This is a genomic window from Marinomonas fungiae, from assembly GCF_001418205.1.
GTDB classification, from domain to species: Bacteria; Pseudomonadota; Gammaproteobacteria; order Pseudomonadales; family Marinomonadaceae; genus Marinomonas; species Marinomonas fungiae.
Genome location: NZ_LIQF01000009.1, coordinates 1 through 22,820 on the forward strand (window position 1 = coordinate 1; position 22,820 = coordinate 22,820).

18 protein-coding genes and 1 rRNA gene are annotated in these 22,820 nt (G+C 46.6%); 4 read left to right on the top strand and 15 right to left on the bottom strand.

The annotated features are described in order from the left end of the window. The 10 genes from ASC49_RS13435 to ASC49_RS13480 form a co-directional block, all read right to left on the bottom strand. Positions 1-246 (bottom strand): 16S ribosomal RNA (locus ASC49_RS13435); the annotation flags it as partial. A gap of 597 nt (positions 247-843) precedes the next feature. Continuing rightward, positions 844-2,469 carry an electron transfer flavoprotein-ubiquinone oxidoreductase gene (locus ASC49_RS13440; protein WP_055463775.1) on the bottom strand — a complete coding sequence of 542 codons (1,626 nt, stop codon included), beginning with the start codon at positions 2,467-2,469 and terminating at the stop codon, positions 844-846. 23 nt (positions 2,470-2,492) lie between these two features. Further along, a complete protein-coding gene (locus tag ASC49_RS13445; RefSeq protein ID WP_055463776.1) occupies positions 2,493-3,422 on the bottom strand; it encodes an electron transfer flavoprotein subunit alpha/FixB family protein in 930 nt (309 codons plus the stop codon). Further along, entirely contained in the window at positions 3,422-4,171 is a 750-nt protein-coding gene (locus ASC49_RS13450; protein WP_055463777.1) for an electron transfer flavoprotein subunit beta/FixA family protein, read from the bottom strand. The genes ASC49_RS13445 and ASC49_RS13450 overlap by 1 nt, the downstream gene beginning before the upstream one ends. Before the next feature lie 87 nt (positions 4,172-4,258). Continuing rightward, on the bottom strand, positions 4,259-6,109 hold the full coding sequence (locus ASC49_RS13455) for a feruloyl-CoA synthase (RefSeq protein ID WP_055463778.1): 1,851 nt from the start codon (positions 6,107-6,109) through the stop codon (positions 4,259-4,261). Positions 6,110-6,175: 66 nt separating this feature from the next. Next, the gene (locus tag ASC49_RS13460; protein ID WP_072242120.1) at positions 6,176-7,927 is read right to left on the bottom strand and encodes an acyl-CoA dehydrogenase; all 1,752 of its coding nucleotides are present in this window, start codon (positions 7,925-7,927) and stop codon (positions 6,176-6,178) included. A 7-nt stretch (positions 7,928-7,934) separates the two neighbouring features. Next, entirely contained in the window at positions 7,935-8,702 is a 768-nt protein-coding gene (locus tag ASC49_RS13465; protein ID WP_055463780.1) for a 3-hydroxyacyl-CoA dehydrogenase, read from the bottom strand. A 20-nt stretch (positions 8,703-8,722) separates the two neighbouring features. Next, the gene (locus ASC49_RS13470; protein WP_055463781.1) at positions 8,723-9,484 is read right to left on the bottom strand and encodes a crotonase/enoyl-CoA hydratase family protein; all 762 of its coding nucleotides are present in this window, start codon (positions 9,482-9,484) and stop codon (positions 8,723-8,725) included. Positions 9,485-9,653: 169 nt separating this feature from the next. Beyond that, positions 9,654-10,862 carry a thiolase family protein gene (locus ASC49_RS13475; protein WP_055463782.1) on the bottom strand — a complete coding sequence of 403 codons (1,209 nt, stop codon included), beginning with the start codon at positions 10,860-10,862 and terminating at the stop codon, positions 9,654-9,656. 17 nt (positions 10,863-10,879) lie between these two features. Continuing rightward, positions 10,880-12,445, bottom strand: a complete 1,566-nt coding sequence (locus ASC49_RS13480) for an acyl CoA:acetate/3-ketoacid CoA transferase (protein ID WP_055463783.1) — start codon at positions 12,443-12,445, stop codon at positions 10,880-10,882. A gap of 304 nt (positions 12,446-12,749) precedes the next feature. Here ASC49_RS13480 and ASC49_RS13485 point away from each other — a divergent pair, with 304 nt between their 5' ends. From ASC49_RS13485 to ASC49_RS13500, 4 genes are all read left to right on the top strand, one after another. After that, positions 12,750-13,784 carry a TRAP transporter substrate-binding protein gene (locus ASC49_RS13485; RefSeq protein WP_055463784.1) on the top strand — a complete coding sequence of 345 codons (1,035 nt, stop codon included), beginning with the start codon at positions 12,750-12,752 and terminating at the stop codon, positions 13,782-13,784. 20 nt (positions 13,785-13,804) lie between these two features. Further along, entirely contained in the window at positions 13,805-14,308 is a 504-nt protein-coding gene (locus ASC49_RS13490) for a TRAP transporter small permease (RefSeq protein ID WP_055463785.1), read from the top strand. Then, a complete protein-coding gene (locus ASC49_RS13495; protein WP_055463786.1) occupies positions 14,301-15,620 on the top strand; it encodes a TRAP transporter large permease in 1,320 nt (439 codons plus the stop codon). The genes ASC49_RS13490 and ASC49_RS13495 overlap by 8 nt, the downstream gene beginning before the upstream one ends. A gap of 178 nt (positions 15,621-15,798) precedes the next feature. Continuing rightward, positions 15,799-16,263, top strand: a complete 465-nt coding sequence (locus ASC49_RS13500) for a MarR family winged helix-turn-helix transcriptional regulator (protein ID WP_055463787.1) — start codon at positions 15,799-15,801, stop codon at positions 16,261-16,263. Positions 16,264-16,375: 112 nt separating this feature from the next. Here the strand turns inward: ASC49_RS13500 and ASC49_RS13505 are convergent, their stop codons facing one another. The 5 genes from ASC49_RS13505 to ASC49_RS13525 all read right to left on the bottom strand — a co-directional run bounded on the left by ASC49_RS13505 (position 16,376) and on the right by ASC49_RS13525 (position 22,811). Then, positions 16,376-17,755, bottom strand: a complete 1,380-nt coding sequence (locus ASC49_RS13505) for an L-serine ammonia-lyase (RefSeq protein WP_055463788.1) — start codon at positions 17,753-17,755, stop codon at positions 16,376-16,378. Between the two features lie 163 nt (positions 17,756-17,918). Beyond that, entirely contained in the window at positions 17,919-18,785 is an 867-nt protein-coding gene (gene purU, locus ASC49_RS13510) for a formyltetrahydrofolate deformylase (RefSeq protein ID WP_055463789.1), read from the bottom strand. A 68-nt stretch (positions 18,786-18,853) separates the two neighbouring features. Beyond that, positions 18,854-19,507: a sarcosine oxidase subunit gamma gene (locus ASC49_RS13515; RefSeq protein WP_055463790.1), complete on the bottom strand. Its 654-nt coding sequence runs from the start codon at positions 19,505-19,507 to the stop codon at positions 18,854-18,856. After that, positions 19,500-22,517 (bottom strand): sarcosine oxidase subunit alpha, encoded by a 3,018-nt coding sequence (locus ASC49_RS13520; protein ID WP_055463791.1) that lies wholly within the window; start codon positions 22,515-22,517, stop codon positions 19,500-19,502. The genes ASC49_RS13515 and ASC49_RS13520 overlap by 8 nt, the downstream gene beginning before the upstream one ends. A gap of 12 nt (positions 22,518-22,529) precedes the next feature. Beyond that, the gene (locus tag ASC49_RS13525) at positions 22,530-22,811 is read right to left on the bottom strand and encodes a sarcosine oxidase subunit delta (protein ID WP_055463792.1); all 282 of its coding nucleotides are present in this window, start codon (positions 22,809-22,811) and stop codon (positions 22,530-22,532) included. Between the last annotated feature and the right edge of the window lie 9 nt (positions 22,812-22,820).

The following is a 22,820-nucleotide window of genomic DNA, read 5'->3' on the forward strand; positions in this document are numbered from 1 at the left end:
TAATCTCACGCAGGCTCATCTGATAGCGAAAGGTCCGAAGATCCCCTCCTTTCCCCCGTAGGGCGTATGCGGTATTAGCATGCGTTTCCACATGTTGTCCCCCACTACCAGGCAGATTCCTACGCGTTACTCACCCGTCCGCCGCTCGTCACCAAAGGAACAAGCTAATCCCTGCTACCGCTCGACTTGCATGTGTTAAGCCTGCCGCCAGCGTTCAATCTGAGCCATGATCAAACTCTTCAGTTTAAAAAGTTTGCTCAAACTCGTGAATCACGTCTGACTTTTACTATATTCTTCAACCCGAAGATTAAAGAACGTAAAGCGAATTGACATGGTCACTTGTTTAAGACTTCAAAGTTTTTGAGAAGTCTCCAGCAAGCGCCCACACAAATTATCTGATTATCTATTTTAAAGAGCGTTGACACTTTAAACTGCTTACCGTTTCCAGTTCGCTGTGCAGTCCGTGGTGGTCTGCCGTGTCAGTGGAGGCGTATAATACGCATCAGAATTTTCAGCGCAAGCACTTTTTGAAATAATTTTAAAAAAGATGCGATTATTGCGAGAAAACGCCAAGATTGATTATTTATTAATCACAATCAAATAGTTACTGATTAATAAATAGACAAAAGCTAGCAAAACAAGCCGTATAAAGGTTGCAAGGCCCCTAACCCCACCCTAACCCTCCCCTTAATAAGGGGAGGGAACATGCGATATCGTAGATACTACAAAAACTAAACCTCTCCCCCTTTCCAAGGGGGAGGCTGGGAGGGGGTTAAGGGCCCTAAAAGCAAAAAGCCCGCTACTGATTTCAGTAGCGGGCTTTTAAGTGACTTAACGCCTCTATTACATATTCGGGTAGTTTGGACCACCAGTCCCTTCCGGTGTTACCCAAGTTATGTTTTGCGCAGGGTCTTTAATGTCACAGGTTTTACAGTGCAGACAGTTCTGTGCATTGATCTGAAATTTAGGACCAGATTCTTGCTCAACAATTTCATACACACCCGCTGGGCAGTATCGTTGAGCAGGCTCGGCATACTCAGTTAGGTTACTACCTGTTGGGATGCTGTCATCCGCTAGAGTCAAATGGCATGGTTGATCTTCTTCATGGTTAGTATTCGATAGGAATACAGATGAAAGACGATCAAAGCTTAATTTGCCATCCGGTTTAGGGTAATCAATTTTCTTGGCTGTACTGATCGTTTGCAGTTGCGCATAATCCAACGAGGTATCGTGCAAGGTGATCGGCATTTTTCCGCCAAGGATATTCTGATCGATGTAGTTAAAAGCACCGCCCAAGAAAGTACCGAACTTATGCATAGCAGGAGCAAAGTTACGGGTACTGTACAACTCTTGTTTTAACCAAGAAGCATCGAAGAGTTCTTTAAATGCATCAGCAATAGCTTGAGATTCATCCGCCAACACTTGATTGATCGCTTCGGCAGCTAACATACCTGATTTCATGGCGGTATGGGTGCCTTTGATTTTAGCTACGTTTAACGTACCCGCATCACAACCTACCAATAGAGCACCAGGCATGGTCATGGTTGGCAATGCATTCCAACCACCTTTGGTAATCGCACGAGCACCGTAAGAAACGCGCTCACCACCTTCTAAATATTGCTTAAGCACTGGATGATGCTTCAAACGCTGGAATTCTTCGTATGGACTCATCCAAGGGTTTTTGTAGTTCAAATCTACAATTAGTCCCACTACTACTTGGTTGTTATCCGTGTGATATAAGAAGAAGCCACCACTCGCCTCTTCTAATGGCCAACCAGCACCGTGCACCACCAAGCCTGGCTGATGTTTACTTGGGTCAATTTGCCAAAGCTCTTTAATACCTAGGGCGTAGTGTTGCGGATCCGCATCTTTATCCAATGAGAATTTTTGGATCAGTTGCTTACCAAGGTGACCACGACAACCTTCAGAGAACACTGTGTAAGTTGCATGTAGCTCCATGCCTTCCATATAGGTTGGCAGTTTTTCACCGGATGCGGATACGCCCATATCACCGGTTGCGACACCTTTAACACTACCATCTTCATGGTACAGAATTTCTGCGGCAGCAAAGCCTGGGAAGATCTCAACGCCAAGACCTTCTGCCTGTTCTGCTAGCCAGCGACATAGATTACCGACGCTAACAATATAGTTACCATCATTCTTCATCGAGTTGGGTACCAAAGAATGAGGGATCGCCTTACTCAGTTCACCATCTTTTAATAGGTAAACCTCGTCTTTTGTAACAGGTGTATTTAAAGGAGCGCCCAGTTCCTGCCAGTTTTCAAACAGCTCATTGAGAGATCTTGGCTCTAGCACGGCACCAGAAAGAATATGCGCACCGACCTCAGACCCCTTTTCCAATACGCAGACATTTAATTCAGCATTAAGCTGTTTTAAACGAATGGCAGTAGATAGGCCAGATGGACCAGCTCCAACGATGACTACATCAAATTCCATCGATTCACGCATAACTGCACTCCTATTCTTTATCGTTATAATTTTTCAGTGAGTTCAGGTAGAACATCAAACAAATCACCTACCAAGCCGTAATCCGCGACTTGGAAGATTGGCGCTTCTTCGTCTTTATTCACGGCAACAATGACTTTTGAATCTTTCATACCGGCAAGATGTTGAATCGCCCCAGAAATACCAAACGCCATATACAAGCTTGGAGCGACAATTTTACCGGTTTGACCAACTTGTAGATCGTTGGCAACAAAGCCAGAATCGACCGCTGCTCGAGAAGCCCCGACAGCCGCGCCTAATTTATCAGCTAACGCTTCAATTAAAGCAAAGTTTTCAGCACTTCCTACGCCACGACCGCCTGAAACAATGCGATCTGCCGCAGTCAATTCCGGACGCTCAGATTTAGACAATTCATCGCCCACCCACGTCGCTGCTGTATTCTCTGCTGGTGCCGCCACAGACTCAATCGAAGCTGAGCCGCCCGTTGCTGCCGCTTTATCAAACGCCGCAGCACGAACTGTAATCACTTTCTTCGCATCTTTGGAGGTTACGGTTGCAATGGCGTTACCCGCGTAAATTGGACGCTGGAACTGAGCATCACTTAGAACCGCGGTAATATCGGAAAGCTGTCCAACATCCAGTAACGCCGACACACGTGGCATAGTATCTTTGCTCACTGAGTTAGAAGGCGCCATGATGTGTGAGTAATCACCAGCAAGAGAAACAATCAACTCGCTTAGGTTTTCGGCTAGCTCATGGGCAAGGCTGTCGCCTTCTGCCAACAACACTTTGCTTACACCCGAGCATTGAGCCGCAGCATCAGCTGCAGCTTTTGCATTTGCGCCAGCCACCAATATCGTAATTTCAGAACCGATCTGCTGCGCAGCCGTCAAAGCACTTAGCGTTGCAGGAGCCAATTCCGTTCCGTTATGTTCTGCAATGAGTAAAGTAGCCATTAGATCACCTTCGCTTCGTCTTTCAGTTTCTGGATAAGTTCATCAACAGAGCCAACTTTAACGCCACCTTGGCGTGTAGCTGGTGCTTCCACCTTATCGAGTTGAATGTGTTGTTTGACTTCCACACCCAAGTCAGCAAATGTTTTCGTTTCTAGCGGCTTACGCTTGGCCTTCATAATGTCTGGCAGCTTAGCAAAACGTGGCTCATTCAAACGAAGGTCAGTCGTCACGATCGCAGGCAATGCTAGCTTAACCGTACGCAGACCGCCGTCAATTTCACGGGTGACAGATACTGAATCACCATCTACCGCAACTTTTGAGGCAAAGGTACCTTGTGGGCGTTTGGTTAACGCCGCTAACATCTGGCCGACTTGATTGTTATCCGAGTCGATTGACTGTTTACCAAGAATCACTAAGCTCGCTTGTTCTTGCTCCATGATTTTGGCGAACGCTTTAGCAACGTTTAGTGGCTCAGCACCGTCTTCTGATTCGACCAAAATGGCACGATCGGCACCCAGCGCTAGCGCAGTACGCAGTTGTTCTTGGCTTGCTGTGGTCCCGACACTGACGGCAATCACTTCTGTTGCAACACCTGCTTCTTTCAGACGGATCGCTTCTTCCACTGCGATTTCACAGAATGGGTTGATGGCCATTTTCGTGTTGCTTAGATCTACATCTGTGTTATCTGACTTTACGCGTACTTTAACGTTGTAATCTATTACGCGTTTGACACCGACTAATACTTTCATAATCGTCACCTAAAGATACTTTTCTTATAACAATAAACGCCAATCACCCTTTAAGGTTCGCTTCTATATTGGCGTTCTTCAATAACATTAAACGCTAATTACACTGACAGATTGAGGCTCTTGATATAACACTTCCACCTGATCCGCACGATGTTCCTGGACATTGCGTTGGTTTAAGGAACCTTTATCGGTTACTTCATGTGCATTCAAACTTGGTGCTTCATGTTGTAACAGAATACGTTGCACCACAGTTGAAGAGCCGGTTCCTTGAGCTTCGAAAGCTTTTAGCTTTTCTTCAAACGCCGCCCTCACTTCAGGATGCTCAACCAGCTGTTGCTCGGTCAACAAATCACCACCTTCTATTAATTTACGGCAATGCACGAAGTCAGGAAACACCAAGCCACTAATGTACGCGCGGTTTGTGCCACACAACACCACATCCTGTACCAGTGGTGCACAAGCACTGATGAATTTCGCACGCAAAGTTCCTGCACTGACCCAAGTACCACTGTCCAGTTTAAAGTCTTCCGAGACACGGCCATCAAAGCGGAAGCCGCGGCTAGGATTGCTCTCATCTAGGTAAGCAATTGCATCACCGAGACAGTAATAACCTTCTTCATCAAATGCCTTCGCGGTCAACTCTGGTTGACGCCAATAACCAGGCATAACGGTTACCGCTTTTACACGTGCTTCCAATTTGCCTTCGTTAGGAACTAACTTAAGGGTCACTCCTGGTGCTGGATTACCAATCACACCTGAAGCACTTTCTTCAATTGAGGCAAAAGTTACAGAGGGAGCAGTCTCGGTAGCACCAAGACCAGTCAACATTGGAATCTTCTTGCCTGTGTGTTTAATCGCCAAAGCATCAATGTCGTCCCAAATGTGTTGCGCCATACCTGCAGCAGCAAAGAACATAAACTGTAAACGCGAGAAGAATTTGCGCGCTAGCTCATCGTCTTGCTGCAGTTTTTTCACCAACAACTCGAAACCTTTCGGTACGTTGAAATAGACTGTTGGCGCAATTTCTGCAAGATTACTAAGCGTTTTGTGAAAATGAGCTTCGGTTGGCTTACCATCATCTAGGTAAAATGAGCCACCATTGTATAAAGCAATGCTGACGTTGTGATTGCCACCAAAAGTATGATTCCACGGAAGCCAATCCACCATCACTGGCGGTTCTTCCGCAAGAAAAGCCATGGTATCTCGAATCATAACAGCGTTCGCGCACAGCATTCGCTGTGTATTCATGACCCCTTTTGGCATACCTGTTGTGCCTGAAGTGAATAGGATTTTAGCGACACTGTCTCCTGTGACAGTCGCATTGCGTTCTTCAATCGCAATGTTCTCTTCATGGTTCCAGAAATCAGAGAAGGATATGGTCGGATTGGCGATTAATTCTGCTTTAGTATCGCCATACATTATCGCAACTGGCACATCCGTATTCGCGACAGCACTAATGGCTTTTTCATATGGGCCTAATTTATCTACCACGATTAAGCCAGGTGTTAGCAGCTCCACCACATGTTTTAACTTAGCATAGTCAGTTGCCACCAATGAATACGCCGGTGATACTGGCGCATGAGGTACACCAATGTAGTAACCCGCAATCGCCAGCAGCAAATGCTCAATGCTATTTCCCGAAAGGAAAGCAATAGGACGCTCTGGCGAAACCGGCTGTTCTAGCAACCAAGACGCAAGCTGACGAACCTTTGTTAAGGCTTCTGCATAGGTGTAACGGTCCCATTCACCTTCGTCATCGCGCTGAGCCACAAATACCGCATCGGGTGTTTTTTCGGCCCAGTATTCAAGACGATCCGTTAGACAACGAGCATAGTCTGCAAGCGGTGTTTCACAACTTACAATTTGCTCACCATTATCGCGTTTCTCGATCGCAACAGAGTGACTCACCACCTTAATGGGATGGAATTCGCTGGTCATTTTATACTCCTGAGACTTGTTATTTTTATTCGTTCAAAGAAGGCTATGCACCTTGTGTGTTAGACGCTAAAACTGATAGGCAGCTACACCATTTTGTTCTAGTGAAACCGTTGTCAAAGCCGCCTGAGCAAGCGGAAGTTTGTATGCGCTGTAAAATTCCGCTAACGCTTCTACATTGCCAAAGAACGCTTCGTCTTGTGCTTTGCTTTCTTGCGCTGTAAGCGCTAAACGAGCCAATTGCCATGCGCAACAGATGCCCCCCATTGCATTTAAGAATGGCACCGCTACCGCATCCAATTGAGCAAGATCGGCATTAGGATTTAATACTGTGGTATCCAGCACTTGTGCTAGCTGGTCCACCGCAGCCGATAAACGCTTATTCACCAGATTGTCTGGTGCTTTAGCGATATCACCACGCATTTCTGCCAACAGTCCACTGATTGCCTGACCTTGATCCATACGAATCTTACGGTGTACTAAGTCTTTTGATTGCACACCAGTGGTACCTTCATAAATAGTCGTAATGCGTGCATCACGCATCACTTGCGCTATACCGGTTTCTTCAACAAACCCCATACCGCCATAAACTTGAATGGCATCGCCCGCTAATTCATTCACTTGTTCTGTGGCAAAGCCTTTAAAAATAGGCGTCAGCAAGGCAATACGTTTTTCTGCAGCCTTTACCGCTTCTTCATCGTCTGATTGTTCGGTCACATCGATCAAGGCTGCAATTTGGTAGCCCAGTGAACGCAGTGCAAAGCTTTCTGAGCGAAGGTTAAGCAGCATACGCTTCACATCTGGATGTTCAATAATGGCAACGCGTTGACCGTTGGCACCGGCACCTTGGACACGCTCTTTTGAGTATTGCAGCGCTTTTTGGAACGCCAATTCACTTAGGCCAACACCTTGCATACCACAGCTTAAGCGAGCTTCGTTCATCAATACGAACATCGCCACCAGACCTTGGTTTAAGTTGCCAATTAATTCACCAACACAGGCATCGTTATCGCCATAGCTAATCGAGCAAGTAGGGCTACCGTGTAGACCTGTTTTGTGCTCAATACCGGTACAACGGATATCATTGAACTCACCGCAAGAGCCGTCTTCATTGACACGGTATTTTGGTACCGCAAATAAAGAAATACCGCGGCTACCTGCTGGCGCATCTGGTGTACGTGCAAGTACTAGGTGAACAATGTTGTCGGCCATATCATGCTCACCGTAGGTGATATAAATTTTTTGGCCTTTAATTTGGTAAGTACCGTCCGCTTGTGGGATAGCTTTTGTCGTCAATGCACCAAGATCAGAGCCTGCGTTTGGCTCAGTCAGCGCCATTGCCACTGTCCATTCACCCGTGACAATTTGAGTCAGGTAACGAGCTTTTAGTTCATCAGAAGCAAACTTCAATAGGATTTCAGAACCACCTTGCGCCAACGCCGCAAACATGACGAATGCCAGATTGCTCGACAACCACATTTCATTGACTGGCTGAGCAATGTACTTGGGCAAGCCTTGTCCACCAAACTCTTCTGGCAGAGCGAGACCAATCCAACCGGAATCGCGGAATTGAGCATAGGCATCTTTCCAACCGGTTGGCGTAGTTACTTGACCATCAGAGAATTTACAGCCTTCTTCGTCACCGACCATATTTAGAGGTGCGAGTACGCCACTGGCGAATTTATTCGCTTCATCCATGATGGCATTAGCAAGGTCTAAGTCGAAATCCTGCAGAGATTCAAGATTGCCAAGTTGTTGCGTTTGGTAAGCTTGCTCAACCAACCATTGCATGTCTTTGTATGGGGCTTGGTAGCTCATCATTGATCTCCTACTTCGCCGCCATACGGATCGCGCCATCGAGACGAATGACCTCACCGTTCAACATGCAGTTCTCAATGATTTGTTGCGCCAACATGGCAAACTCATCTGGATCGCCCAAACGTGGTGGGAATGGCACCGCTGCACCTAAAGATTGCTGTACTTCTTCTGGTAGCACATCCATCATCGGCGTTTTAAAGATACCTGGAGCAATGGTCATTACACGAATACCAAAGCGAGCCAATTCGCGGGCGATTGGTAACGTCATTGCTGTCACGCCACCTTTCGAAGCTGAGTAAGCGGCTTGGCCAATTTGACCATCAAACGCCGCAACCGATGCGGTGTTAATGATGACACCACGCTCTTGGGTTGACTGAGGTTCGTTGTGCTGCATCTTGTCCGCAGCCAAACGAATCATATTGAACGTACCTAGAAGATTGATACGTAGTGCCCGCTCAAAACCAGCTAGTGAATGAGGGCCTTCACGGCCAACCACACGCTCTGCACCTGGAATGCCAGCACAGTTCACCAAACCATTGATTTCACCAAAGGTAGCGACCGCTTGATCCAAAGAAGCTTTTACAGACGCTTCATCAGAAATATCTGTTACCGCGTACTGCACACGCTCACCTAGGCTTTCAGCGACGCGCTTTAAGCCTTGCTCATTGATATCCGCTAACGAAACACTGGCACCTAAACCATGTAGGCGACGTGCAACCGCTTCGCCAATGCCCGATGCCGAACCTGTGACAACAAAATGACGACCTTGAACTTGCATGATTAGACTCCTGGAATGACTTATTTTTTCTTACGATTTAGGAACGACTCGATACGTGCTTTCACTTCGTCACTGGTTTGCGTAATACCGCAGATCAGTGATTCTGTGTACAAACCGTCATCAGCAGCCATGTTGCTGATGTGGGCTAAGCCTGTCGTCATGGCCCAGTTTGAATACTTCGAGTTTTTCGCGATGCTGGCGGCAAGTTCCATTGCCTTATCCAAGGATGCACCGTTTTCCACAACGTAATGACCTAAGCCAATGCGGTAGCCTTCTTCGGCATCCACATCGCGCCCTGTCAACATCATTTCCGTCATACGGCTAGTGCCGATTACGCGAGCGACGTTTACAGATGCACCACCGCCAACGAAGATACCGTGGCGCCCTTCAGGCAGGCGGTAATAGGTGCCCTTTTCCGTAACTCGAATGTGGGCGCAGATCGCCAACTCCAAACCACCACCAATCACTGCGCCTTGCATAGCCGCAATCACAGGTACGCCAGAGTTTTGAATATGACCAAATACGCGATGCCACATGTTGGAATGTTTCACCACTTCAAATGGTTCACGAGCTTTGTGCTCAGCAAGATCTAAACCCGCACAGAATTCAGGGCCAGCACCAGAGAAGACGATAACGTTGACGTCATCAGGAAGGTTAATGAACGCATGCTCGATCTCTAGACATAGAGAATCATTGATGGCGTTTTTCTTTTCAGGTCGGTTCAGTCGAAGATGTCCAATGCCATTATCTACTGAGAATTCGATGAACTGATAAGTTGTCATTCGCTTACCTCTTGTTTTTATGTTTATGGCTGAGGCGCCTTAATAAGAGTAATTCTACTAATTGAAAATATAATAGTTGTATTACTAAACAAATGTCAAACACAACTATTTAAGTTTTTCTCAAAAAAAAGCCACACCGCAGTGTGGCTAAATATGGGACATCTACCATTTAACGGTCTGACACGCGCAACACTGTTGCCATGCCAGTATCCCCCGCAGCACAGCCGGTAAACAGACCATAACCACCACCACGCATCGCCAGTTCTTCGATCATTTCAATCATGGCTCGTAAGCCTGTTGGCCCTTGAGGATGACCCCAGATCAAAGAACAGCCGAAGTTATTCATCTTCATCACGTCAATATCCATGGCTTTCGCAAAGGCCACATCATTCACAGCAAAAGGGTTATGAGTTTTGATTGCATCCACTTGCTCAATACCAATACCTGCCATCTGCAAAGCGCGCTTCGCTGCTTCAATCGGCGCCGCAGGCATGTATGCCAAATCATCACGCGCTTGACCAAAGCCCAGCACTTCAATCTTGATCGAACTATTTGTAGACAGCTCTTGAGCTTTATCACCATGACATACAATCATCGCGGCGTTACCGTCCGCCGGGTGAGTCTGGTTACCGTAGGTGATTACGCCACCCTCCATCACAGGCTTAAGCTTAGCCAGCCCCTCAGCAGTGGTTGGAAACACCCCTTCATCACCAGTGATCACGCAGGCTTCTTTTTTGAAGTTAGGTGTCGGCACTGACAACGGGAGCGTCATGTAGCGTTTTTGGAACGCCTGCTCATCTTTTAGCGCGTCTTGATATTGTTCATAGCGACGTAAGGTTACTGTGTCTAATTCTTCTCGAGTGATATCAAAGCGCTTAGCCACGTTTTCACCGGTTTGCATCATAGAATGACCACCGACGCAGTCGTTCATCATGTTATAGAACACTTGATCTTCAGACTGACCTGCACCACCGATACCTTGTGGGTTTGGATAGAAAATATGCGGTCCATTTGAACAACGGTCAGCCGCCATGAGCAGAGACACACTTGCCATACCACACATAACTTCCGAGGCCGCAGCAAATAAACCACGAGCACCGGTCGCGCAGACTTGATTCACAGCATGACCGGGCGTATGAACGGCACCAATTTCATAAAGCGGCCAAGGCGCGCCGTTGAAAGATTGGTATTGGTTAATGGTCATCCCCAGCACACCCGAATCAAACACCGCTGGCTCAATTGAGCGCTTTGCCAACTCTTGCTTTGCAACGTGTGCCGCAAATTTCATCGAATGCAGGTATTGCAATGAGCCCTGCCATTTGGTGAACGGCGTACTCCAATAAGCACCGTATGGAATCTCTACATTTTGCATCGTCATTTAGGTCACCCTTATTGTTATTCTGCTGTACCAGCCATGTACTCACCTAAGCCACCCCAAACTTCTTGGAAGATCGCCTCAGGCATAGTTTTAAGATCCTCAGCAATGATTGGCTTGAAATCCATCATGCTTAACACGTCTTTTTCTAGGTCAAGACCCGGTGCAATTTCTGTAAGCACCATACCTTCTTTGCGTAACTCTAAAACACAACGTTCAGTGATAAAGAACACCGGCTTGTTATTCGCTTGAGCAAACTCACCACTGAAGGTGACATGATCGACCTGCTCAACGAACTTACGTGTACGACCTTCTTCAAGCACTGCCACCTTGCCACCTTCAAAAGACAGCTTAGCGCCATTAACCAAAGTGCCGCAGAACACAACTTTCTTAGCAGTTTGCGAAATATTAATAAAACCACCAGGTCCCACCACTTTCGGACCAAACTTACTGACGTTTAAGTTGCCGTTTTGATCCGCCTGAGCCAAACCTAGGAAAGCAATATCCAAGCCACCGCCATCATAGAAGTCGAACTGCGCTTCGTGCTCGATAATAGCCTCAGCGTTCCATGCCGCACCAAAGTCCCCCCCCGATGCAGGAATGCCACCGTAAGTGCCTAATTCGGTAGTCAGCATAAATCGGCTGGCAACGTTCTCTTCGGCAGCAACGGATGCCACACCATCAGGCATGCCAATTCCTAGGTTTACAATGGCATTATCATAAAGCTCCATGGCCGCCCGACGGGCAATGATCTTACGCTCACCAAAAGGCACTGGAGGAATGGCATTCAGAGGAATACGAGCATTGCCCGCAAGACTTGGGTTGTACTCAGTGGTAATGGTTTGCTTGTGCTGCTCCGCAGGCGCCACGGTAATATAATCCACTAGCACGCCTGGCACTTTGACATCTTTTGGCTTGATGGTTTTCGCTTCGGCTAGATACTTAACTTGTGCAATCACAATACCGCCACTATTACGTGCGGCCTGCGCCATTGGCAGGATCTCCGCTAACTGCGCTTCCTCTTCAACGGACAAATTACCGTGCTCATCCGCCGTCGTTGCACGAATCACGACAACGTTTAGCGGGAATTTTTTGTACAGCAGCCACTCTTCGCCTTCGATATCGATGCGTTTCACCAGATCTTCGGTTGCTTTAGAGGTAACCTTACCGCCACTGTTTAACGGATCAACGTAAGTCCCCATCCCTACTTTGGTGATCACGCCCGGTTTGTTGCCGGCAATTTGACGCCACATGGTGGTTAACACCCCTTGTGGCAAAAGGTAGGCTTCGATTTTATCTTCCACCACCATGCCCGCCATTTTAGGTGCTTGACCGGTATGTCCTGAAATTAAGCGTTTTACTAAGCCATCATGGGCAAGGTGGGACATGCCAGCATCTTTACCATCGCCACAGCCACAATCGTGGATCAGCGTTAGGTTCTTTGGTTGACCCGTTTCTAGGAAACGTTTTTCTAACTGGCTTGCCACCGCTTCTGCGAAATATGACATACCGATAGTCGACCAAGCGACCGAATCACCGTCTTGGATCAGGCTAGCCGCCTGCTCTAAAGAAATCACCTTGCTCATGTTTCACCTTCTATTTTTAGCATTGTTCCGGTGTTGAAAAATTCGCTACTGAACGTAGATTTTTATTTGTTGTACTACACAACAATTATTTTTACAAATAATTTTGATTCCCATTGTTAATTATTCTAAAAATGTAACGAGAGTTATCTTTTTTTCTGATGGGCAGTCGGAAAATTCTATGACCAAGATTGTTGAAATACTCAACAATATGTGCAAAAAATGTATAAATCGTCATCAGTTGATATCTCTGAGACGCACTAAAAGCCATAAAAACACGAATAAAAAAAACAATGTGAGGTGGATAATGAAGTATCTAGGACGCAAAGGTTTGACTCTAATCGCCGGTGCAGTACTTTCGATCAACGCAATGGCTGAAGCGGAATACACGCTAAAGCTACACCACATGCTGCCACCGATGTCGATGGCACACTCCAAATTTTTAGAGCCTTGGGCAGAGAAAGTTGAAGCGGAGTCAAATGGCCGTATCGACATTGAAATCTATCCAGCCATGCAACTGGGTGGCAAACCACCTCAATTATTTGACCAGGTACGCAAAGGCATCTCAGACATCACTTGGACGGTCGGCGGATACACTCCAGGTCGCTTCCCAAAAGCAACGGTATTCGAATTACCATTCATACCAGGCTCAGCACAAGCCACCAGTATGGCACTGCAAGAATACGCTGAAACAGAAATGCAAGATGAAATGAAAGATGTTCATTTGCTTGCGATGCATACTCACGCACCCGGTTCGCTCCACTCTCGAGACAAAGCCATTCAAACAGGTGCTGATCTGGACGGATTGAAAGTGCGCGCCCCAAATAAAATCATGTCCGAGGGCTTCAAAGAATACGGTGCTAACACCATTTTCATGCCGGTAACAGAGATGGCCAGCGCAATCTCTAAAGGCGTACTGGACGTTGCAGTCCTACCTTATGAAGTTGTATTGCCAACTAAAATCTATGAGTTAGTGAAACATCATACTGAGTTCAAAGGTGATCGTGGCCTATACACCCAGTTCTTTATCTTTGCCATGAACAAAGATGTCTATGCTAACTTGCCTGCAGACCTGCAAAAAGTAATTGATGACAACTCTGGTGTCGCTTTGGCTGGCCACATCGGCAACCTGTTCGACAACTATGAGCAACATGCTCGCTCTTACGCGGTGAAGCAAGGCAACAGCTTCGATTACATCGAAGGTGCTGAGTACAATGCTTGGAAAGAAAAACTTGCACCCGTTCGCGAGCAATGGATTGAGGATATGAATGACGATGATTACGAGGCTGAACGCTTACTTGAGAAAGCTGAAAGTTTGATTAAGAAATACGAGTCTATGTAACTGTTGGTCGGTGATTAAGCATGAAGCTATCCGTAATGAATGTTGTTGAAGGTGGGCTAAAGCGTACAGCGCGCAGTTTTGCTCTCCTTGGGGGTCTAATCATGCTGTCGCTGGCGATCATCACGGTCGCCAGCATCATCGGCAGAACATTTTTTGGCCAATCTGTTGAAGGTGATTATGAGCTGACCGAATTAGGTCTCGCCATGTCTGTTTTCCTATTCTTACCCGAATGTTATTTACGCAAAGGGCACATCATTGTTGATCTGTTTACAGCCAACTGTCAGCCTAAAACGCTTTATCTTTTGGATCAATTAGGAAACCTTATTTTCACGTTCGTATCCATAGCCTTTGCATATCGAATGGTGCTTAGCGGCATGGAATCAAAAGATTATTATGAACAAACCATGATTCTCGAACTACCAATCTGGTGGGTTTATGTTGTCGGTGTGATCTGTTTTAGCCTTTGTGCCCTATGTGGCATCAATCGCCTAATTACATGCCGTTCGGGAGAAGGTGATGAGTAACGTTGAATTAGCATTCTTAATGATGGGGATCTTGCTAATCCTCATGAGTATCCGCATCCCAATCGCATTATCGATGATGGTCTGTGGCTCCTTTGGCTATGTCATGATTGGTGGCTTACCTGCCCTACTCGAGTATTTGGGTACAGCTCCAGTGGCCAAGTTTTCTACTTATGACTTATCTGTGGTGCCATTATTTCTATTAATGGGCGAGCTTGCGACACGCTCAGGGATTACCACCGAGTTATTCCGTACCTGTAACACTTGGGTTGGTCGCCAGAAAGGCGGTATCGCTATGGCTGCCGTGGCTGGTTGTGCTGCCTTTGGTGCTATCTGTGGTTCATCACTAGCCACAGCTTCGACTATGGGTAAAGTGGCATTGCCGGAAATGCGTCGTCTAAATTATGCCGGTAGCTTAGCAGCAGGCGCCCTAGCAGCTGGCGGTACTTTAGGTATTTTGATTCCACCGTCTATGGTGCTAATCATTTTTGCGGTACTAACAGAACAGAACATTTCTAAAATGTTTATCGCCGCCTTTATCCCTGGTTTCCTTGCGGCAGCAGGTTACATGTTAACCATTGCTATCTATGTACGCCTGTACCCACATACAGGACCACGTGGCGAGAAAACCACTTGGGCACAAAAAATTCGCTCTACTAAAGATGTTTGGCACATCACTTTAATCTTCTTGATTGTACTAGGTGGTATTTACTTTGGTATCTTCACGCCAACGGAAGCGGCTTCAGTCGGTGTCGTTCTAACACTAATACTGGCGATCACACACGGTAAGATGCGTATGGACGGCTTACTAACAAGCCTAATCCGTACTGCGGTATCCTCAGCCATGATATTCTTTATTGTGTTGGGTGCAGACTTATTCAGTGTTTTTATTGCACTGTCTAAACTGCCTGAGATTGGTGTTGAAGTTCTGACCAGCTCAGGCCTATCGCCTTACACAATTCTAGTAGTCATGCTGATTACCTATCTTATCATGGGGTGTTTTTTGGACAGCTTAGCCATGATATTGCTGACTATTCCTATCTACTTCCCAATCATTATGGCGATGGATTTTGGTATCCCTGCCGCTGACTTAGGTATTTGGTTCGGTATTATTGCCTTGGTAGTCGTAGAAGTAGGCTTGATTACCCCCCCCGTGGGCATGAACATATTTATCATCAAGTCATTTGACAACTCTCTACCATTGAAAGAGTGCTTTAGGGGAGTCGTACCTTTCTTGATATCTGACTTTGTCCGCGTTGCGCTTTTAGTAATGTTCCCAGGTATCACACTGTGGCTAGTTCATGCCATTGGATAGTTCTACGAGTGAATGAATGTAGTAGTCGAACTTTAAGGGCTCTTCTGAGCCCTTCTTTTTAACGCTACGCTTTCTATGATATTTAGGTTAAACAACTAAATTGTTATAGCTTTCACCAAACTTACCCGTTGGTATACAATACGGTGCTTTAAATTTGACCATGCTAGGAAGTCAACACATGCAAGATCAACCAAAAAAGTCGGATCAAGACATTGATTTTGGGGTTTTAGACGAGTTTTTGGGTTATCGCTTGCGTCGCGCTCAGATGAACTTCTTTGCGAAGTTCGGCGAAGTTTGCGAAGACTTAGGCATTAGCCCTGGACTATTTGCCGTTCTTGCGATTGTCGAGCGTAACCCTGGATTAACTCAGACAGCTGTCGCTCAAGCATTGGGGAATGATCGTTCCGCCATGGTTGCTGCAGTAGATAAGTTAGAAAGTAAAAACTTGCTAGAACGCCGTCCTGCCGTTAATGATCGACGCTCATACGCTTTGTTTCTGACTGCAGAAGGTGGTCGTTTCTTTGATAATGCGGTAAAACGCGTTAGCTGCTATGAAAATGAAATGGCAAAGTGCCTTGATGGCGATGAGGAAAAACAGTGGCTGCTCAATGCGTTAGAGCGTTTAGCAAATAAATCTTTATAAGCAGTTTATTGACCCACACATTGAGCCTTATTAGCAATGACAATAAGAAAGGCCCCTTGCGCACAATCGCAAGGGGCCTTTTCATTCACTAAGCAGTCATTTCTCGCAATCATTAACACTCGATGGCGTTGACCGCTAAGCCGCCTCGAGAGGTCTCTTTGTATTTGTCTTGCATGTCTTTACCTGTATCACGCATGGTACGAATCACTTTATCCAAAGAGATAAAGTGCTCACCATCACCACGCAAAGCCATCTGCGTTGCATTGATTGCTTTCATCGCCGCAATCGCATTACGCTCGATACAAGGCACCTGAACTAGACCGCCTACCGGATCACAAGTCAGACCAAGGTTATGCTCTAGACCAATCTCTGCCGCATTCTCTACTTGTGCTGGTGTGCCGCCAAGAATTTCACAAAGTCCTGCTGCTGCCATTGCACAAGCAGAACCCACTTCTCCTTGACATCCCACTTCAGCACCTGAGATAGACGCGTTCATCTTACACAACGAACCAATCGCAGCCGCTGCTAGGAAAAAGTCGACGACGTTCTCATCGGTTGGGTTTTGCATAAATTCCATGTAGTACATTAGTACTGCTGGAATAATACCGGCTGCTCCATTGGTAGGTGCCGTCACCATACGACCACCAGCGGCGTTTTCTTCATTCACCGCCAAGGCGTATAGGTTCACCCAGTCCATTGCACTCAAAGTCGAGCTAATGATATTGGGACGCGTGGCACGGATCAAAGATTTATGAAGCGTCATTGCTCGGCGGCGAACATTTAGACCACCAGGCAACTTGCCATCTTTGTGAAGACCGTTAGCGATACACTCTTTCATCGCTCCCCAGATCTCCATTAAGCCTTCGCGCACCTCTTTCTCGGTCCGCAAAACCTTTTCGTTTTCCATCATCAGCTGACTGATACTTAGATTATGCTCTTTACATAGCTTAAGCAGCTCTACCGCGTTCTTAAACTTGTAAGGCACATCTACTTGAGGCACCAAACGAGCATCCGCAGTTGCTTCTGATTCATCGATAACAAAGCCGCCACCGATCGAATAATACGTATTTTGATACAGCACATTTTCCGACGCATCATATGCCGTCAAACGCATGGCATTTGGGTGATACGGCAAGTCTTCTTCTAAAAGAAGCATATCACGGCCCCAAATGAACTCAATTTCATGGCCGCCAGCTAGCTGCATGCGATTGCTTTCTTTCAGTGTCTCGATACGACCTAATACACATTCAGGATCAATACGACTTGGGCGCTCACCCATTAAACCCATGATGACGGCATTGTCAGTACCGTGACCTACACCTGTTGCACTCAATGAGCCATACAGATCACAGACGACTCGTACGGTATTTTGTATTGCTTGCTTCGCTGTCAAAGCGTCCACAAAATCTGCCGCAGCTGACATAGGGCCAACAGTGTGGGAGCTTGAAGGACCAATGCCGATTTTAAAAAGGTCAAACACACTGATAGACATAAAGCCTCCAGAAGATTCCTATTTCGGAAATATATAGATGTATTTTTATAAGTATATCCATATTAAGGCAAGATCGAGTAACTTACCTCGACCTCACCTTAGCTATGTACGACATGGTTAAATGCAGATAATTAGAACAGCAAATTTTGGAAGGAATTTAGTCTTAACGACCGAATACTACCGTACGCTTACCGTTTAAGAATACGCGTTTTTCAACATGACATTTGATCGCATTAAACAATGTAACACGCTCAACATCTTGCCCTTTTGCGACCAAATCCTCAGGATAATGCGCATGATCCACTGTTTGGATACCTTGGGCAATGATTGGACCTTCATCAAGGTCATCATTCACGTAGTGAGCCGTTGCACCGACCATTTTCACGCCTTTTTCCCATGCTTGGTGGTAAGGACGTGCGCCCTTGAAACCAGGAAGTAAAGAGTGGTGAATATTGATTGCACGGCCATCTAGGTACTGACACATTTCAGAAGACAATACCTGCATGTAGCGAGCCAACACAACAAGCTCTGCATCGTATTGTTCAATCAGTTCACGAACTTTTGCTTCTTGCTCATGCTTCGTGTCGGCAGTAATTGGCAAGTGGTAGTAAGGAATATTATGCCACTGAGCCAATGACTCTAAATCTGGGTGGTTAGAAATAATAACCGGTACTTCGATATTTAGCTGACCTGTACGGTAGCGGTAAAGTAGATCGTTTAAACAGTGATCATACTTTGACACCATGATCGCAACGCGAGGACGATGATTTGGCGGAGTTAGTTCCCAATCCATCTCAAACTGCTTAGCACGTGGCATGAATTCAGCCGTGAACTCGTCTGCAGTAAAGTCTGCAGATTGTGGGTAAAACTCAACACGGATGAAAAAACGATTCGCTTCGCGGTCGTCAAAAGAATGGATTTCGTCAATATAGTTACCGGCTTCGGCCATAAAGCGTGTGACAACATCCACTGTACCAATAACACTTGGACAGCTGGCGGTGAAAATCCATGGTTTTGTAGTTGCTTTCATAGGAAGTTCTCTCTGGAAGAAAAGCCGACCTGCTTGCGCAGGTCGGCTTAAATGGGAGGGGATATTACTTAGGCTTCAATAACCAAACCGTATTCACGGCTAGCGTCTTGTAGCCATAGCCATAGGTAGTCTGAGAAACTACGGCGAATCACCAACTCAAATTCATTTTCGCCAGAGCGACGGATAATCGCTGAGCTCTTAGCAAAAACAGAAGTTACTACTTTACCTACTGGGAATTCGCTTGGGTGAATATCAATCGGTGAAGACTTCTTAATCACGTACTGAGCGTATTTGCCAGAAAGTTTAACAATCGTTTGACCGCCACTTACGTTAACCACTTGGAAATGACCTTTCATTTCTTTTTGGAACGCAGTTTCAACTTCAAATGCTTTCAAGCCTGGAACTGTGATCAACCACTCGTCAGGAGAAATCCAACGAACAACCACATCGCCTTTGCTTGCAGAAGTAAGAGGCTGAGTTGGCAGAGCCACGCCTAGTACTTTCTCAGCAGCTTTTAGCTGGTCAGCATTTTCTGGGTTCATGCGAAGCGTTAGGTGACCCAACAACGCTTCTTCTTTCAATGTAACACCACCCGTTTTTGGACCGCTCTTAGCAATGGTTGCTAGGTCAGCGTGAAACAGTGGAGACTGACCTTGGATTGACGCATCAGGCAACTGATTGATAACGGATACAGTCACTGCTTCGGTTTTAACATCAGACATTTTGACGTTCCCCTTTTGGATCTAGGAAAATTGGGCTGCAGATTTCTGCTTCAACAATACGGCCATCTACTAGTGGGTAGTAAACTTTTTCGCCCATCTTGTCTAGGCCGCCTTTAACGAAGCCCATCGCGATAGAACGACCCAAGTTTGCAGACCAGTAACTAGAGGTTACGTGACCAACCATTGGCATTGGGATTGGCGCAGTAGGATCGAATACACCCTGTGCACCTTCTGGCAATACAATGTTTGGATCAATAGTCTTCAGACCAACTAGTTGCTTACGATCAGAACGAACACAGTCTTCACGCTTCATACCACGTTTACCGATGAAGCTGAATGGTTTGTTCATAGATACTGCCCAACCCATACCTAGATCGTAAGGGTGTACAGAACCATCTGTGTCTTGACCAGCGATGATGAAACCTTTCTCTGCACGTAGGATGTGCATTGTTTCAGTACCGTATGGCGTTAGATCGTATTTGGCACCGTGTTCGAACAGTTTTTCCCAAACATGTAAACCGTAGTTCGCTTGTACGTTGATCTCGAAAGACAACTCACCCGTGAACGAGATACGGAATACGCGAGCAGGAACGCCTGCAACTGTCATTGGTTTCCAATCCATGTAAGGGAAACCTTCCTTAGAAACATCCGCATCAGTTAGCTCTTCTAGAAGCTTACGGCTGTTTGGACCGGAAATAGTCATTGTTGACCAGTGGTCAGTTACAGAAGTGAAGTACACTTCTAGTTCTGGCCATTCTGTTTGATGGTAAAGCTCCAACCAAGTTAGAACTGTCGCAGCACCACCAGATGTTGTTGTCATCAAGAAGTGGTTTTCACCAAGACAAGATGTAACACCATCGTCAAATACCATGCCGTCTTCTTTCAGCATTAGGCCATAACGACATTTACCAACAGGTAGTTTCGCCCAAGCGTTTGAGTACACACGACCCAAGAACTCACGCGCATCCTTACCTTGGATGTCGATCTTACCTAGTGTAGAAGCGTCTAGGATACCTACAGATTCACGAGTCGCTAGACACTCACGGTTCAATGCTTCTTGCATTGACTCGCCCGCTTTCGGGAAGTACCAAGGACGTTTCCATTGGCCTACATCCTCAAACTTAGCGCCGTGCTCTAGGTGCCACTTGTGCATCGCAGTGTAACGCTCTGGATCGAACAACTCTTTACAATCACGGCCAGCAATCGCACCGAAAGTGATTGGCGTGTAGTTCGGACGGAAGATCGTTGTACCCGTTTCTGGAATAGACTGGTTCAAGAACTTCGCAGCGATCGCCATACCGTTGATGTTACCCAATTTACCTTGGTCAGTACCAAAGCCCATTGCAGTGTAACGTTTAACGTGTTCGATCGACTCAAAACCTTCACGACAAGCAAGCTCGATACCAGAAGCTGTTACGTCGTTTTGGTAGTCAACGAACTGCTTAGGCGCCTGTGAAGTCGGTTTAGTGTGCGGAATGTGGAACAAAGCCATTGGCTTAGATTCTTTGATTTCCACTGTTGCTGGTACAGCAACATCAGCCGCTTTAAGACCAAGCTTCTCAAGTGCATCAGCACCTGCTTGTTTACCTTGCTCAAGCGCACCAGACGTTGTGAAGTTACCGTTAATAGCACCTGCAGTAAGTTGTTTCTGTACTGTTGCACCTGGTACGAAACCGATGATTTCGTCGTTCCACTGAGGACGTGAACCAGTGTGACAAGATAGGTGAACCACTGGGCTCCAGCCACCAGAAGAAGCAACTGTGTCAGCACTTAGTTTCTTAACAGAACCCGTTACTTTAGAGCCATCTTCGCTGATAGAAGCAACCGATACACCCGATACACGCTTGCTGCCTTGTACATCGATTACCGCAGAACCAGCCATCACTGTGATGCCACGCTCACGCGCTGCTTCAACTAGAGGACCTGTTGGGTTCTTACGAGTATCAACAATCGCCTGTACTTTACGGCCCGCATCGTGCCAATCAAGTGCAGTACGGTAAGCATTGTCGTTCGTCGTCATCAGAACAAGTTCGTTGCCTGGTACAACACCGTAACGGTTGATGTAAGTAGACACCGCACCTGCAAGCATAACGCCTGGTACGTCGTTGTTAGCGAATACTAGTGGACGCTCGTGCGCACCCGTCGCTAGCACAACCCATTTCGCACGTACACGGTGGTAACGAGCGCGCACTTGACCATTTGGAGCACGGTCAGCTAGGTGCTCAGTCATACGCTGATGGATTGTTAGGAAGTTGTGGTCGTGGTAACCGTTCACAGTAGAACGTGGTAGAACCAAAACGTTTTCGTTTGCTTCTAGCTCTTTCGTTACACTTGCAACCCATGCCGCTGCCGCTTTACCGTCAACCGTTTCTTTACTGCTTAGTAGGCTGCCACCAAATTCGTTTTGCTCGTCAGCGATGATAACGCGAGCGCCGCCACGTGCCGCAGTCAACGCAGCCATCAAACCAGCAGGGCCAGCACCAACAACCATCACGTCACAGTGTTGGTTCATCTTGTCGTAGATATCTGGATCGTATTCTTTTGGAGAACGACCTAGACCCGCCGCTTGACGAATCACTTTCTCGTATGTTTCCCACATAGATTGTGGGTACATGAAGGTTTTGTAGTAGAAACCTGGAGGCATCATCTTGCCACCGATCTTACCAACAAGACCCATCAAGTCCATTTCAACGTTCGGCCAACCGTTAGTTGAACCTGCAACAAGACCTGAGAAAAGTTCTTGTTGAGTTGCACGTACGTTAGGTACTTGAGTGGCTTCAGTCGCACCAAGCTGCATGATTGCGTTTGGCTCTTCTGCGCCTGCTGCAACGATACCGCGTGGACGGCTGTATTTGAAACTACGACCAACAAGGTCAACACCGTTTGCTAGAAGTGCAGACGCTAGTGTATCACCAGCGAAACCTTCTAGTTGCTTACCATTGTAGGTAAAAGTAAGTGGCTTAGAACGGTCAATTCGGCCACCGCTTTGTAGACGATTTTTTTGAGACATGATCCGCTCCCTTTACGCAACCACTTTTGGCTGCTCGCCGATTTTGTAAACTTCTTTGATTTCATACGTTGCAGTGTTACGTGTAACGTTGAAGAACTTACGGCAGCCAGCCGCATGAACCCAAAGCTCGTGATGAAGTCCTTTAGGGTTCTTACGGAAGAACATGTAGTTACCCCATTCTTCATCAGTGCAAGAATCAGGGTCTAGTGGACGCGCAATGTGCGCTTGACCGCGGTTTTGAAACTCTTCTTCTTCACGGTATTCACCACAGTGCGGGCAATAAATAAGAAACATGAAATAACT

Coding starts and splice junctions, on each gene's coding strand:
- ASC49_RS13440 (WP_055463775.1), bottom strand. CDS start 2,469: ATGCGTGAATCGATGGAATTTGATGTAGTCATCGTTGGAGCTGGTCCA.
- ASC49_RS13445 (WP_055463776.1), bottom strand. CDS start 3,422: ATGGCTACTTTACTCATTGCAGAACATAACGGAACGGAATTGGCTCCT.
- ASC49_RS13450 (WP_055463777.1), bottom strand. CDS start 4,171: ATGAAAGTATTAGTCGGTGTCAAACGCGTAATAGATTACAACGTTAAA.
- ASC49_RS13455 (WP_055463778.1), bottom strand. CDS start 6,109: ATGACCAGCGAATTCCATCCCATTAAGGTGGTGAGTCACTCTGTTGCG.
- ASC49_RS13460 (WP_072242120.1), bottom strand. CDS start 7,927: ATGATGAGCTACCAAGCCCCATACAAAGACATGCAATGGTTGGTTGAG.
- ASC49_RS13465 (WP_055463780.1), bottom strand. CDS start 8,702: ATGCAAGTTCAAGGTCGTCATTTTGTTGTCACAGGTTCGGCATCGGGC.
- ASC49_RS13470 (WP_055463781.1), bottom strand. CDS start 9,484: ATGACAACTTATCAGTTCATCGAATTCTCAGTAGATAATGGCATTGGA.
- ASC49_RS13475 (WP_055463782.1), bottom strand. CDS start 10,862: ATGACGATGCAAAATGTAGAGATTCCATACGGTGCTTATTGGAGTACG.
- ASC49_RS13480 (WP_055463783.1), bottom strand. CDS start 12,445: ATGAGCAAGGTGATTTCTTTAGAGCAGGCGGCTAGCCTGATCCAAGAC.
- ASC49_RS13485 (WP_055463784.1), top strand. CDS start 12,750: ATGAAGTATCTAGGACGCAAAGGTTTGACTCTAATCGCCGGTGCAGTA.
- ASC49_RS13490 (WP_055463785.1), top strand. CDS start 13,805: ATGAAGCTATCCGTAATGAATGTTGTTGAAGGTGGGCTAAAGCGTACA.
- ASC49_RS13495 (WP_055463786.1), top strand. CDS start 14,301: ATGAGTAACGTTGAATTAGCATTCTTAATGATGGGGATCTTGCTAATC.
- ASC49_RS13500 (WP_055463787.1), top strand. CDS start 15,799: ATGCAAGATCAACCAAAAAAGTCGGATCAAGACATTGATTTTGGGGTT.
- ASC49_RS13505 (WP_055463788.1), bottom strand. CDS start 17,755: ATGTCTATCAGTGTGTTTGACCTTTTTAAAATCGGCATTGGTCCTTCA.
- purU (WP_055463789.1), bottom strand. CDS start 18,785: ATGAAAGCAACTACAAAACCATGGATTTTCACCGCCAGCTGTCCAAGT.
- ASC49_RS13515 (WP_055463790.1), bottom strand. CDS start 19,507: ATGTCTGATGTTAAAACCGAAGCAGTGACTGTATCCGTTATCAATCAG.
- ASC49_RS13520 (WP_055463791.1), bottom strand. CDS start 22,517: ATGTCTCAAAAAAATCGTCTACAAAGCGGTGGCCGAATTGACCGTTCT.
- ASC49_RS13525 (WP_055463792.1), bottom strand. CDS start 22,811: ATGTTTCTTATTTATTGCCCGCACTGTGGTGAATACCGTGAAGAAGAA.